The 13,744-nt window shown below is 68.7% G+C and carries 11 protein-coding genes; 6 read left to right on the forward strand and 5 right to left on the reverse strand.

All coding sequences use genetic code 11. The features are described 5' to 3' along the window. Nucleotides 1–239: 239 nt before the first annotated feature. From EIZ44_RS17915 to EIZ44_RS17925, 3 genes are all read right to left on the reverse strand, one after another. Entirely contained in the window at nucleotides 240–1,004 is a 765-nt protein-coding gene (locus EIZ44_RS17915) for an ArsR/SmtB family transcription factor (protein ID WP_240691340.1), read from the reverse strand. Nucleotides 1,005–1,111: 107 nt separating this feature from the next. Further along, nucleotides 1,112–2,566, reverse strand: coding sequence for a M81 family metallopeptidase (locus EIZ44_RS17920; RefSeq protein ID WP_134729846.1), 1,455 nt, complete (start codon nucleotides 2,564–2,566; stop codon nucleotides 1,112–1,114). Next, on the reverse strand, nucleotides 2,563–3,708 hold the full coding sequence (locus EIZ44_RS17925) for an ROK family transcriptional regulator (protein WP_240691341.1): 1,146 nt from the start codon (nucleotides 3,706–3,708) through the stop codon (nucleotides 2,563–2,565). Before EIZ44_RS17925 ends, EIZ44_RS17920 begins: the two co-directional genes overlap by 4 nt. A 150-nt stretch (nucleotides 3,709–3,858) precedes the next feature. On the opposite strand from EIZ44_RS17925, the gene EIZ44_RS17930 reads away from it, so the two are divergent. The 6 genes from EIZ44_RS17930 (at nucleotide 3,859) to EIZ44_RS17955 (ending at nucleotide 11,144) form a co-directional block, all read left to right on the forward strand. Beyond that, a complete protein-coding gene (locus tag EIZ44_RS17930) occupies nucleotides 3,859–5,655 on the forward strand; it encodes a peptide ABC transporter substrate-binding protein (RefSeq protein ID WP_134729850.1) in 1,797 nt (598 codons plus the stop codon). A 4-nt stretch (nucleotides 5,656–5,659) separates the two neighbouring features. Further along, nucleotides 5,660–6,619, forward strand: coding sequence for an ABC transporter permease (locus EIZ44_RS17935; protein ID WP_037815134.1), 960 nt, complete (start codon nucleotides 5,660–5,662; stop codon nucleotides 6,617–6,619). Then, nucleotides 6,616–7,446, forward strand: coding sequence for an ABC transporter permease (locus EIZ44_RS17940; protein ID WP_037815136.1), 831 nt, complete (start codon nucleotides 6,616–6,618; stop codon nucleotides 7,444–7,446). The genes EIZ44_RS17935 and EIZ44_RS17940 overlap by 4 nt, the downstream gene beginning before the upstream one ends. Next, on the forward strand, nucleotides 7,443–9,068 hold the full coding sequence (locus EIZ44_RS17945; protein ID WP_134729852.1) for a dipeptide ABC transporter ATP-binding protein: 1,626 nt from the start codon (nucleotides 7,443–7,445) through the stop codon (nucleotides 9,066–9,068). The genes EIZ44_RS17940 and EIZ44_RS17945 overlap by 4 nt, the downstream gene beginning before the upstream one ends. Beyond that, nucleotides 9,065–9,982, forward strand: a complete 918-nt coding sequence (locus tag EIZ44_RS17950) for an ROK family protein (RefSeq protein WP_134729854.1) — start codon at nucleotides 9,065–9,067, stop codon at nucleotides 9,980–9,982. The genes EIZ44_RS17945 and EIZ44_RS17950 overlap by 4 nt, the downstream gene beginning before the upstream one ends. A gap of 217 nt (nucleotides 9,983–10,199) precedes the next feature. Beyond that, the gene (locus EIZ44_RS17955) at nucleotides 10,200–11,144 is read left to right on the forward strand and encodes an MBL fold metallo-hydrolase (RefSeq protein WP_134667438.1); all 945 of its coding nucleotides are present in this window, start codon (nucleotides 10,200–10,202) and stop codon (nucleotides 11,142–11,144) included. A 260-nt stretch (nucleotides 11,145–11,404) separates the two neighbouring features. Here the strand turns inward: EIZ44_RS17955 and EIZ44_RS17960 are convergent, their stop codons facing one another. Continuing rightward, nucleotides 11,405–11,806 carry a histone-like nucleoid-structuring protein Lsr2 gene (locus EIZ44_RS17960; protein WP_037815144.1) on the reverse strand — a complete coding sequence of 134 codons (402 nt, stop codon included), beginning with the start codon at nucleotides 11,804–11,806 and terminating at the stop codon, nucleotides 11,405–11,407. A 300-nt stretch (nucleotides 11,807–12,106) separates the two neighbouring features. After that, nucleotides 12,107–13,732: a phospholipase C gene (locus EIZ44_RS17965; protein ID WP_134729856.1), complete on the reverse strand. Its 1,626-nt coding sequence runs from the start codon at nucleotides 13,730–13,732 to the stop codon at nucleotides 12,107–12,109. Between the last annotated feature and the right edge of the window lie 12 nt (nucleotides 13,733–13,744).

Raw genomic sequence — 13,744 nt, forward strand, 5'->3', positions numbered from 1 at the left:
CGGGTCAGGCGACGGGCTTCGGGAAAGACGCCGATTCCCGTCGCGTTGACTCACGCTGACGGAGAGGGCGGAACCCCGGGGCGGCGGGGCCGACTTCCTGGGGTATGCGCCGAGAGTAGCGCATCGGTTCCGGCCGCACAAGCGAAAGGGGCCTCGTGAGCGTTTATCCCGGTTAGAACCGGCATTGCCACTCACGAGACCCCAACGCACCTCGCCCCTGGTCTATTCCCGCGCGTCGGTCAGGGCATCTCCCACGGAGCCTGCGGCAGCACGTGCCCGGTCTCCAGCAGCGACTTCAGGTTCGACAGCACGGCCGCCCATCCGCCGGACACGTCCTGGTGCGCCTTCTCGTCGGGCAGGTCCTCGTGCGTCACGGTCAGCCGGACGATGCCCTCGTGCTGTTCGATGTCGAACGTCGCGCGGGACGGCTCCTGGTCCTTCGGGCCGTTCGGGTCGTACCAGGTGGTGACCAGGCGCTTCGGCGGGACCGACTCGAGCACCTCGCCCTCGACGTCGGCGATCCCGGACCCGTCGGTCCGCACGTGCGCCCAGCGCGAACCCTGCTTGAAATCGGATTCGTTGCGGTGGCCCCAGTACTGCCCGGTCAGGTCGGGGTCGGTGAGCGCGTGCCACACCTGCTCCGGCGTGCTCTGAATGTAGGTTACATACACAAAACTCGGCTTCATGGCTTCCTCTGCTCGACGTTTGACGGCACTGAGCATCCGCAGCCGCGGCTGCTCGAACCGGTCCACCCACCGCTCCTGCATCTCGTGCAGCGGCACCGGATTCAGGTAGTGCAGCTTTTCCCGGCCGCGGCGCACGCTGCTCACCAGGTTCGCCGCCTCCAGCACGGCGAGGTGCTGGGTCGCGGACTGCCGCGTCATCTCCAGCCGGCGGCACAGCTCGCCCAGCGTCTGCCCGTTGTCCTCGCGCAGCTGGTCGAGCAGGTACCGGCGGGTCGGATCCGCCAGCGCCTTGAACACTTTGTCCAGGTCAGGTTGCACACTTACAGTAAGGCAGGCAAATGCCTGCCTGTCAAGCCTGCAGCAGGAAACACAGGTCAGCGCCGAGGCGAGTTACAGACCGCCTCGGCGCTTGCTACGGAGAGTGTTTAGAAGACCTCTGGGGTGAGCGAGGGGGCCGCCATGTCGGCGTCGAAGGGGAACATCGGGCGGACGATGCCGGAGTGGCCGAGCCGGAGCAGGTCCTGGTCGACGCCGCCGGGGGTGAGGGCCAGCAGCCAGTCCGCGGCCATGTCGTACAGCTCCGGTTCGAGGTAGCCGATCTTCACGATCACCACGTCCGCCTCGCGCGGGCGCAGGCCGAGCGCGTGGAAGTCGGATTCGAGGTGGTACGGCTTGCGGCGCGCGGTCACGATCACCCGCAGGCCGCCGACAGCCAGCGCCACCGCGGTTCCGGCGACCGGGTCGTCGACGTCGATCGCGGCCACCTGTGCGGTGAGCGAGACCGGACCGTGCGGACCGGAGTCGACTTTTCCGCCCAGTTCAACAGAAATCGTCGCGCCGATGCCGACTTCGACCGTCGTAGCGACGGCTTCCGGGTCCACAATGGCCGCGTACAAAGTGGTCAGCGAAGAGTCCACAATGGCCGGTGTGTTCAGCAGGACGTCGAGACTCCACGACGTGTCCCCGGCACCGCCGGCGGTCGGGTTGTCCCCGGAATCACTGATGAAGAACGGCCTCGAGGTCGAAGCGACCGCCTGCGTGAGGCATTCCTGCAGGGTGCCGGTCGGGGCGACGAAAGCGAAGTCGTGGCGAGCGTCCCAATAGGACTGAGCCAGTCGCTCGGCTTCCTTCGTGATCAACGGAACGTCGTCGCCCATCACTACCACCGCGGCCTGGCAGCGCGGTTCGTCCGCCCACGCGTAGCCGACCCAAATCGCCGCGTCCAGAACTCCGTCCAGCGCTTCGACGGAATCCACTGCCGCGTAAACGCTCTTCGCCGGTTCGAGCCGGGTGCTGGTCTTCTCCCCCGGCAGCAGAACCGGAACCTGCACCCAAGCCTTCTTCGGCCGATCGCCGGACCGCAACCGCGACACCAGGTTCCGCGCGGCACGTTCGCGGGTCTCCCACGCGTCCTCGTGCGGAGCCATCCGGTAGCAGGTGATCAGGTCCAGCGCGGTGACGAGTTCGCGCGAAACGTTGCCGTGCAAGTCCATCGACGCCGACACCAGCACGTCCGGACCGAGGATCGAACGGATCTCCTGTGCGAGCGAAGCCTCCACATCGGACCGTCCGACGACACTCATCGCGCCGTGGATGTCGAAGAACAGCCCGTCCAGCTCACCCGCCGAACGCAGCCGGTCCAGGATTTCCCCGGACAGCTCGGCGTACGCCTCCTCGGTGACCGCACCGCCTGGGAGCGACCGCGCGTCCATCAGCGGGACCCATTCCACCTCGGCCGCCCAGTCCGCGTCGAGAAAGTCATAGCGGCCAAGCAGCTCGTCCCCGCGCAACACCCGGAAATCGTCCACTGTGGACCGATGCGGCGAGAAGGTGCTCGATTCGATGGCGATTCCGGTGATCCCGACCCGCAGCTTCTTCATCGTCCACTCCGTTTGATCGCTTGCTCGAACACCGCGTCCAGCGCGAGCGCGCCCGCGCCGCAAAGTCCCGCGTCCGCACCGAACCGCACCCGGTCGATCCGCAGTTCCCTGGTAGCCAAGGGAAGGCACCGTTCGTACAACGCACCGCGCACGGCCGCGACGAACGCTTCCGAACCGGACAGCGCGCCGCCGAGCAGCACCTCGTCCGGGTTGCTGAAGTTGACCACCGTGGCCAGCACCTCGCCGAGCCGCAGCCCGGCGCGCCGCACGGCCGTGGTCGCTTCGGGATGTCCGTCTTCCGCGGTGGCCATCACCTGCGCGGTGGTCTCCAGCTCCAAACCCTGCGCCCGCAACTGCGCGACGAGCGCGGCGCCGCTGGCCACCACTTCCAGACAGCCACGGTTCCCGCAGGTGCACGGCCGGTCCTCGGCGGCGGGCACGCGCACGTGGCTGATGTCGCCCGCGACTCCGGCCCGGCCGCGGTAAAGCTCGCCGCCCAGCACTATTCCGGACCCGATGCCGGTACCGGCCTTCACCACCAGCAGCGTCCGGCCGGGCGCGCCCGCCACGGATTCGCCCAACGCCAGCAGGTTCGCGTCGTTGTCCACGAACACCGGCAGGTCGAAGTGCTCCGCCAGCGCGTCCCGGACCGCGAACCCGCGCCAGCCGGGCATCCGCGACGGCAGCGTGATGGTGCCCGCGTCGACATCCACCGGACCCGGGAACGCGACGCCGAGACCGAGCGCGCGGCCCGGGCAATCCGCGCCCGCCATCACATCGCGCACCGCGGCGGCGAGCCCGGCGACCAGTTCGCGCGGCTCCTGGCTGATGTCCAGCGGACGCTCGTGCACTTCCAGGAGGTTGCCCGCGATGTCGAGCGCGCCGATCCGCACGTGCCGGGAGCCGACGTCAGCGCCCCAGACATGACCGAACTCCGTGTTGACCGACAGCAGCTTCGGCCGCCGCCCGCCCGCGGACCGGCCCTCGCCGGATTCGCTCAGCACGCCGGCGGACATCAGCGCCTGCGTGCGCACCGACACCGTCGATTGCGGCAGGCCCAGCGCACGCGCCAGGTCCATGCGCGACCTCGCGTGGCCGTGCGCGACCAGCCAAAACACCCGCAGCGGTCCGGCCGGATCCACCGCGTCACCTCTTTCATCACGATTGATGTAACTAAACTGTGCGAAAGGACTCTTGGCAATTCCCGTCTCGCGTGCAAGATTACCCGACAGTCAGGACGCGGCATAGCACCTGGCACTGGTCTTTCATCAGAGTTGTTGGAAGTGATGCGAATGGCTCGACGCCCGTGGCGCGCCGCGCTCGGGGTCACGCTCGCCGCCGCGCTGGCGCTGTCCGGCTGCGCGGCGAGCCGGGAACCGCACGGCGGCGGTTCCGGCACCCCGAAAACCGGCGGGACCGTGCGGTTCGCGCTGCCCCCGTCGGCGACGCCGAACTGGATCATGCCGCTTTCGCTCCCCGGCTACGGCGGGTCGTACAACGGCATGATCCGGTCGACCATGTACGTGCCGCTGTACAGCTACGACGGCAGTTCCGGCTCGGTCACCCTCGACGACGCCGCGAGCGCCGCGAACGTGCCGAGCTACTCCCCCGACGGCAAGACCGTGACCATCACGCTCAAGCCGCTGACCTGGTCCACCGGCGAGCCGCTGACCAGCCGCGACGTCGAGTTCTGGCTCAACCTCGCCCGGGCGGGCAAGGACAAGTGGGGCAAGTACTCGAAGGGCTCGATCCCGGACAGCATCGTCGGCTTCCACGCCGTGGACGACCGCACCTTCACGTTCACCCTGGACAAGGCGTACAACCCGGACTGGTTCACCGCCAATCAGCTCAGCCTGATCGTCCCGATGCCGCACGCGTGGGACCGCACGAGCGCCGCGGGTCCGGTCGGCGACCACGACCGCACCCCGGACGGTGCGAAACAGGTCTTCGATTTCCTGGTCAGCCAAGCGAAACAGCTCGGCACGTACGCGACGAATCCACTGTGGAAGGTCGTGAACGGACAGTTCACGCTGGCCGGGTTCAGCACGTCCGGCGAGGTGACGCTGCGGAAGAACCCGAAGTACACCGGACCGGATCCGGCGAAGCTCGACACTGTCCGGTTCCTGACCTTCACCAGTCCGTCGGCGGAGTACAACGTGCTCCGCGCCGGCGGCCTCGACTACGGGTACCTGCCGACGTCGAACCTCGGCCAGCGCTCGAAGCTGGAGGAGCAGGGCTACCGGGTCGAACCGTGGAACGGCTGGTCCATCACGTATTCGCCGTACAACTTCAACAATCCGAAGCTGGGCAAGGTGTTCTCCCATCTGTACGTGCGGCAGGCGATCCAGCACGCGGTGGACCAGGACGCCATCACCTCGGTGATCTGGCGTGGCGCCGCACGCGTCGGCTACGGCCCGGTCCCGCAGGACAACGACACGAAGTACCTGTCGCCCAAGCAAAAGACCAATCCGTACCCGTTCGACCTGAACAAATCGAGGCAACTGCTCGCCGACCACGGCTGGAAACCCGGTTCCGACGGCGTCCTCCTCTGCGCGGACCCGGCGAAATGCGGCGAGGGCATCGCCGAAGGCACCCGGCTGTCGCTGACCATGCTGACCGAGTCCGGTTCCGACGAAACCGACGGCACCATGCAGGAACTGCGCTCGCAGCTGTCGAAGGCCGGCATCGAGATGAAGATCAACGCGCAGCCGCTGAACACCGTGCTGGCCAACGGAACCACGTGCAAACCGGAGGACCCGTCGTGCAGCTGGCAGCTGTCCTACTTCGGCACGCAGGGCAGCTGGTACTTCCCGGCGAACCCGAGCGGCGAGGAGCTGTTCGCGACCGGCGCGGGCACGAACTTCGGCGGCTACACCGATCCGAAGGCGGACAAGCTGATCGCGGCCACCAACCTGGCGTCGGACAACCGGGCGATGCTCGAGTACAGCGCTTATCTGGCCGAGCAGCTTCCGGTGCTGTGGCTGCCGAATCCGCCGTACCAGGTGTCGGCGATCGACACCGCGCTGCACGGCGTGACCCAGGACCCGATGGCCGGGCTGCTCCCGCAACGCTGGTTCTGGACGAGGTGAGGACATGACGCGCTACATCCTCCGCCGGCTCGTACTGGCCGTCGTGGTCGTGCTGCTGGTCACCGTGGTGACGTTCGTGCTGCTGCATTTGCTGCCCGGCGGACCGGCCCGCGGCGTACTCGGCGTGAAGGCCACCGAGGCGCAGATCGCCGCGTTCAACCACGCACAGGGCTTCGACCAGCCGCTTCCGGTGCAGTACTGGGATTACCTGCTGCGGTTGCTCCAGGGCGACCTCGGCGAGTCGTACACGCAGAACTCGCCGGTGAGCACCCTGCTCGCCGAGCGGATGCCGAAAACCCTGCTGCTCACCGTGTTGTCCACCGCGCTCGCGATCCTCGTCGCGCTGCCGCTCGGCGTGTGGCAAGCGGTCCGCCGCGGCCGCACCGCGGACGTCCTCACCACGGCGATCACCTTCGTGCTCTACGCGACGCCGGTGTTCTTCCTGTCCCTGGTGCTGATCATCCTGTTCGCGCAGGTCCTGCCGTGGTTCCCGGCACAGGCCGCACAGGGCGAGACGATCGGCGAACTGCTGTCCCAGCCAGGTGCGCTGGTGCTGCCGGTGCTCGCCGGGACCGGAGCCGCGCTCGCCGCGTTCAGCCGGTACATGCGAGCGTCCACTCTGGACAGCCTGTCCGAGGACTTCGTGCGCACCGCGCGGGCCAAGGGAACGCCGGAGCGCACGATCATCTGGCGGCACGTCTGGCCGAACTCGCTGACCTCGGTGGTCTCCATGCTCGGTTATTACGTGCCGGTGGTGTTCGGCGGTTCGCTGGTCGTCGAATCGATGTTCAACTACCCCGGCATCGGCCTGCTGTTCTGGACCGCGACCCGCACCGCCGATTTCCCGGTGCTGCTGGGCGTCGTGCTCGTGATCGCCGTGGCGACCGTGCTCGGCTCCCTGCTCGCGGACCTGGTCCAGCTGGCGATCGACCCGCGGGTGCGGGTGAAGGGAGCGCGGTCGTGACTGTCCTTTCGCGGCTGTTTGCCCGCAAATCCGCGGTCGTGGGCGCGGTCCTGCTGCTGCTCGTCGTGGCGTTCTGTTTCCTCGGACCGGTGTTCTACGGCACCGACCAGTCGCACACCGACCTCGCCTCGGCGCGCCTCGGACCGGGCGGCGGACATCTGCTCGGCACCGACGACCTCGGGTACGACGTGCTCGGCAGGCTCATGGTCGCCGGACGGACGTCGCTGATCATCGGCGTGCTCGCCGGGCTCATCGCGACCGCGATCGGCGCGGTGTGGGGCGCGGTCGCCGGGTACACCGGCGGCTGGCTGGACACCGTGCTGATGCGGATCGTCGACACTGGCGTCGCGATCCCGGCGCTGTTCCTGCTCCTGGTGGCCGCGACGCTGGTGACGCCGAGCGTCGGCGTGCTGGCACTGCTGATCGGCGCGGTGTCGTGGCTGGTGCCCGCGCGGCTGATGCGCGCGGAAACGGTGAGCCTGCGCGAACGCGATTACATCCGGGCGATCACCGTGCTCGGCGCGAGCCGCACGCGCGTGGTGTTCCGGCACATCATCCCGAACGCGATCGGCACCGTGGTGGTGAACGCGACGTTCCAGATCGCCGACGCGATCCTGCTCGTGGCGTACGTCAGCTTCCTCGGCCTCGGCGTTCCGGCGCCGGACACCGACTGGGGAGCCATGCTCTCCAAAGGAATTACCTACACCTTCGACGGCGCGTGGTGGCTGATCCTGCCGCCGGGCATCGCGATCGTCGTGGTGGTGTGCGCGATCAACTTCCTCGGCGACGGGCTGCGCGACGCGTTCGCGGTGAAGGGGCGACGATGAGCGAAGCAGTGCTGGACATCCGCGACCTGCGGGTGTCGTATTCCGGCGGTACGGCGGCGGTCGACGGGCTGAGCCTTTCGGTCGCGCCCGGCGAGATCGTGGCGGTGGTCGGCGAGTCCGGTTCCGGCAAGAGCACGGCCGCGCTCGCGGTGCTCGGGCTGCTGCCGGATTCGGCGCGGGTCACCGGGTCGATCGAGCTGGCCGGGCAGAACGTCCTCGATCTGCGCGGCGAGGACCTGCGGAAACTGCGCGGCCCGGCCGCCGGGATGGTGTTCCAGGAACCGATGACCGCGCTGAACCCGTTGCGGACCATCGGTTTCCAGCTGGCCGAGGCGATCCGCAACCACGACCCGGAGAAGCTGCGCCACCGCCGCTACTACGACCGGTGCGCCGAACTGCTCGACCGCGTCGGCGTCCCGGAACCGGCCGCGCGGCTGAAGCAGTACCCGCATGAACTGTCCGGCGGTCTGCGGCAGCGCGTGATGATCGCGATCGCACTCGCGGCCGGGCCTCAATTGATCATCGCGGACGAGCCGACCACGGCGCTCGACGTCACGGTGCAGCAGCAGATTCTCGACCTGCTGCGCGACATCCGCGAACACGAGGGCACCGCGACGCTGCTGATCACGCACAACATGGGGGTCGTCGCCGACGTCGCAGATCGCGTCGCGGTCCTGCGGAACGGCAAGCTCGTGGAAGAAGCCCCGGCGACGGAACTGTTCTCGTCGCCGAAGGCGGATTACACCCGGGAACTGCTGGCCGCGGTTCCGCAACTGGGTTCGTTCGCGCACGAACCGGCGGCCGGGGAAACCCCGAAGCCGGTGCTCGCGCTGTCGAATGTGGCGGTCGAGTACGGCGGACGCCAGGTGGTGAACGACGTTTCCCTGTCCGTCTCAGCCGGTGAGATTGTCGGGCTCGTCGGCGAATCCGGTTCCGGGAAAACGACGCTCGGGAACTGTGCGCTGGGCCTGGTCACGCCGAAATCCGGCACCGTCGAAGTGCTCGGCGGACCGCTGCCGAAAGGCACCGGCCGCTCGGCGCGGGCGGTCCGGCGGCAGATCGGCGCGGTGTTCCAGGACCCGGCGTCGTCGCTCGACCCGCGGATGACGGTCGCGCAGACCGTCGCCGAACCGCTGGTGGTCCACACCTCGGCCGGTCGCGCCGAGCGGCAGCGGCGGGTGCGCGAACTCCTCGACGCGGTGGAGCTGCCGGAAAGCTTGCTGGGCAGGTACGGGCACGAGCTGTCCGGCGGGCAACGGCAGCGCGTGAGCCTCGCCCGCGCCCTCGTGCTGGGCCCGAAGCTGCTGATCGCCGACGAACCGACGAGCGCGCTGGACGTATCCGTGCAGGCAGCGGTGCTGGAGGTGTTCCGGCGGCTGCATCGCGAGTTCGGCTTCGGCTGCCTGTTCGTGAGCCACGACCTCGCGGTGGTGGACAGCCTGTGCGACCGGGTTGCGGTGCTCCGCGCGGGCGAACTGGTGGAGGAAGGCCCGGCGGAAACGGTGCTGCGCACGCCGGAACATCCGTACACGCAGGCGTTGCTGCTGTCCTCGCCGGTGCCGGATCCGCAGTTGCAGCGGAGCCGGCGCGAGGCGCTGGCCGGCGCGGACCCCGCAGCGTGACCGGATTGCGGGCCGGAGTCGACATCGGCGGGACGAAAACCCTGGTGGTGGTGTGCGACGAGGAAGGAAGGGAACTGGGTTCGGCGTCCGCCCCGTCGCAGTCGCACCGGGGCGGCGCGGCGATCCTCGACCGCGCGGCGGAGCTGATCAGCTCGTTGGTGCCGGACCACGCGGCGCTCGCCGGGGTCGGCGTCGGAGCGGCGGGCGTTGTCGACCCAGTGACCGGAACAGTGCTGGTCACCGGGGATTCGTTCACCGGATGGGCGGGCACGCCGGTCAACGCCGAGCTGTCCGCCCGGCTCGGCGGGGTGCCGGTGCGCACCGTCAACGACGTGGACGGATTCCTGCTCGGCGAGTTGCTGCCGGGCGAGCGGAACGTGCTCGGCGTCGCGGTCGGCACCGGGGTCGGCGGCGCGCTGTTCGTCGACGGGCGGCTGCTGTACGGCGGCGCGACCGGGGCCGGCGAGATCGGGCACGTCGGCCGCTACGGGGAGGAACTCTGCACCTGCGGGCAGATCGGACATCTCGAGGCGTACGCGTCCGGACGCGCCTTGGCCCGCCGTTATGCCGAAGCGACCGGCCGGACCCGCACCGCGGAAGCGATCGCCGGGGAAGCGCTCGCCGGGGATCGAGCCGCTCAAGCGGTGTTCACCGACGCGGGCCGGTTCCTCGGCCAGGCGATCGCGCACGCGGCCGGACTGCTCGGCCTCGCGACCTGCGTGCTCGGCGGCTCGGTGGTCCGGTCCTGGGCGCTCCTGGAGAAACCGCTGCGGGAAGCGCTGGCGGAACAGCCGCTGCTGTCCGGGGAACCGGTGGCGATCCGGCTCTCCCGGCACGGGGCGAAATCCGTGGCGCTGGGCGCGGCCGGCCTCACTGCCGGTATTCACCGGCTACCGGACGTGAGCAACCCCTAAACCAGTCCTCTGTGGACCATCGAGAAAACCGTGGCCTCGGGGTATACGCTGTCGGGCACCGACGGAGCCGGGGGCAACGATGCGCGCGAAGCTGGACGGAACGGGACAGGCGAGAGACCCCGCGCGTGAGCGTGGTCTCCACCCCGCTGACAGCAGGTGACTTGGTCTATACCATTCCGGTGATCATTTCCCGTCCGGTGGCCAACGAGGGGATCCCATGCCCGTCATCAGGCGCAATATCGTCCCGCTCCGGTATTCCGACCCGAGCGTCGTCGCTTACGTGCGCAGCCCGAGCGACTGGATGGTGTCCAATTGCGGCTGGATCCGGGGCCGGGAAGGCGTTCTGCTCGTCGACACCTGCGGTACCGAACGCGACACGCTCGACCTGGTCAGCGACGTCCGCAAGTACTCGACCGTCGAAATGCCGCTCACGCTCGTGCTGACCCACGCGCACGGCACCCACCACAACGGGGCCGGGGTCGCGCTGCGCAACGGCGGCCGGATCCTCGCCGCGCCCACCGCGGTGCCGATCATCCGGTCCGGACCGCAGTGCGACGAGGAGATCTTCGCCTGCGCGAACTGGGGCAAGCTCGAGGCGCCGCGGCCCGAGGCGGTGCACGCGGTGATCGAACCGGTCGAGGTGGACCTCGGCGGCGTCGTCGTGGAGGTCGTCCCATTTCCTGGGACCGCGCACACCGACGGCGACCTCGTGCTGTTCGAACCGCGCACCGGCACGCTCTTCACCGGCGACCTGCTGTCGGTCGGGTCGACGCCGTTCGCCGTGCACGGTTCGGTCCCGGGCTGGCTGACCGCATTGGACTGGCTCGACAAAATGTTCCCGGACGTCCGCACCTTCGTGCCCGGACACGGCGGGCTCAGCCATCCGGGCAGTTTCCCGGTCGCGGTGCTGCGCACGTATCTGCATTGGCTGCTCGACGCGACCGCGAGCGCGGGCACGCCGGACTTCGCCGAACTCGCCACGATCGCCCGCCGCCGCTGGCCCACGTGGACAGTCCCGGAACGGCACATCGGGAATCTGCTGCGCGCGCACGCCGACCAGCACGGGGAACAGCTCCCGTCGGCCGAAGCGATGCGCGCGATCCGCGACGCCGCGGGCGGCAAGATCGATCTGGACACGCTGCTCGGACTCGGCAAGTCTTAACGCCGGGAAATCGATTCCCCGAAGCGGTCGACACGGCTCTTTCCCGGCACCGGCTCCGTTCCCGAAGTGGTCCGTGAAGGGCTCCTTGCGGGAATCTGATTCCTTCAAGGAGCCCTTCACGGACCTCGGTATCGCGTCGAGGCCGGGAGAACGCGCTATTTCCCCCTGGCAGCCAGAAGGGCGCCGCCGGGATTCCCGGCGGCGCCCGCACCGCTGATCAACTGCCGCGGCCCCCGCGGCACAGCTGCCGAAAAGAACGCTCAGGCGCTGGCCTTCTTGCGCGTCGCGCGCTTGCGAGCCGGCTTGGCCGGAGCCTCGGTGTCGCGCTCCTCGTACGCCTTCACGATCTCCGCCGGGAGCCGGCCCCGGTCGGACACGGTGAAACCGTTGTTCTCGGCCCACTCGCGCATCGCCTTGTTGCGCTCGCGGTCCGCGGCGGTCGAAGCCGGCCGCGGGGACTGCCCGGCGGCCATCCGGACCTTGCGGCCGCCGACCCGGCGCGAGGCGGCGACGTAGCGGGCCAGCTCTTCCCGAAGTGCGGCAGCGTTGTCTTCGGACAGGTCGATCTCGTAGCTCACGCCGTCAAGACTGAACGGGACGGTCTGTTCGGCGATGCTGCCGTCGATGTCGTCCACCATCTCGACATGGACTTTTTGCGCCATGATTCGCGTTCCTTCACCTTCTACAGGATGTGCCTGCGATTACCCTATCGTGTCGAGTGACGGTACGCGCAGCGCGACTCCATTCCGGTTCCGCCGCCCGTGCTTTCCCGGCCGGTTCCCGAACACCTTCGGCGCCCAATCCGCGACGCCGCGCACAGTTCCGGCGCACTGGAAAATTTCCAGTATCGCGGTATTCGCACGCGGTTTCCCGCTGAGCGGACGGAAGAGCGGGCCTGAAACGACCGAAGGCCACCGGGGCGAAACCCGATGGCCTTCGGCGGTGCGAGGAGAAAACGCGAGCTAGTTCCGCCCGGCGGGCGCACCCGTGCGCGGGTCGAGCGGAAGCTTGCCCGCCTGCGGCCACCAGAAGTTGAACATGTTCCAGAGTCCGCCCGCGCGAGTGTCGAACGAGCCGTTGCCGACCCGGCCGGAGAACCAGTTGTCCTCGATGAACTTCAGCACCGAGGTCTGGTCGGTCCGGGTGTGGTCGACATAGTTCACCTTGCTGTAGGGCGAGACGACCAGCAGCGGCAGCCGCGGGCCGTAGCCGCAGCGGTCGGCGTGGCCGCCGAGCCCGGCCGGCTTACCGGTGCACACGGCCTGGTCCTGCGACGCGTCCTGCGAACCGTTGACGATCTTCGGGTTCTCGTGGTCGTACCAGCCGTCGGAGTCGTCGTAGGCGAGCACGATCGCGGTCGAACGCCACTCCGGCGACTGCTGGATCTTGTTGATCTCGTCCACGACGAAATGCTGTTCGTCGAGCGGGTCGGAATAGCCCGCGTGCCCGTCCTGGTACTCCGGCGCCTTCAGGAAGCTCACCGCGGGCATCGAACCGGCCTTGAGCGCGGCGTCGAAATCGCTCGTGTCGTACTGGTGGTTGGCCTGGTCGGTCTGCCCGATCGCCTGCACCGAGGACGGCGGCAGGTGGTGCGGGTTCGAAGTGGACTTGTAGTACTGGAACGGCTGGTGGTGCGGGCTGTAGTCCACGGAGGACTGATTGCCGACGTTCGCGTGCTTCTGCCCGCAGACCGCGTAGCCGTTCTGGGTGCCGGTCGGCTTGAAGCCGCCCTGGAACCAGCCCCACGTGACGTGCCGGTCGTTCAGCAGGTCGCCGACGTTGCGGCCCTGCATCGCGCCGAGGTTGTCCTTCGCGGTGTGGTTCTTGTCCGAACAGTCGTCCCACGCCGGGTCCGGGTCGTTGATCACGGTGCCGACGCCGTCCTGGTCCGGCGACGCGACGACGTACGGGTCGCTCTTCGGCTCGTGCGTGACCGGGTCGACGGCCTGGATCCCGTGCGTCTGCCCGGAGATCAGGTTGATCGCGCCCGGGGTGGACGGGCCGAAGACGGTGTTGAACGAGTTGTCGCTCATCGAGTAGTGCTGCGCGTAGTTCCACATGCCGGTGACGGTGTTGCCGTCGTAGTAGTCCATGACCAGGCCCGGCTCGCCGAACAGGACCGGCTGGCCGGTGCACTTGTCGGTCTCGGTCTTCTCGACGAACTTGTCCATCTTGCCGCCGTTGAACGCGGCCTGCTCGGCGCCGTAGCTGTGGTTCTGGTCGCAGGTGAGCGCCTGGTCCGGCCCGAGCCGCTTCGGGTTGTAGGCGTTCGGGTTCCGCGTCAGCAGCTTCTCGTCGAGGCCGTTGACCTTCGGCGTGTTCTTCGCGGCCTGGAACGGGGTGCCGTTCTCGTTGGTGGCCTTCGGGTAGGTGCCGAAGTAGTGGTCGAACGAGATGTTCTCGCCGAAGATCACCACGACGTGCTTGATCGGGGTGAGCGTGGGCAGCCACGACGCCGGCAGCGAGTGCAGCGGCTGGGCCTGCGCGGACGACGCCGCGGACCCGGTGACGATCGCGAGCACGGCCGCCGAGACGAGCGCGCCCGCACCGAGCAGGCGACGGCGCCGCCTGCCGAATGCTGTGTCCACTGAGGATTCCTC

Origin of the sequence: Amycolatopsis nivea, from assembly GCF_004522235.1 — a bacterium.
Taxonomy (GTDB): domain Bacteria; phylum Actinomycetota; class Actinomycetes; order Mycobacteriales; family Pseudonocardiaceae; genus Amycolatopsis; species Amycolatopsis nivea.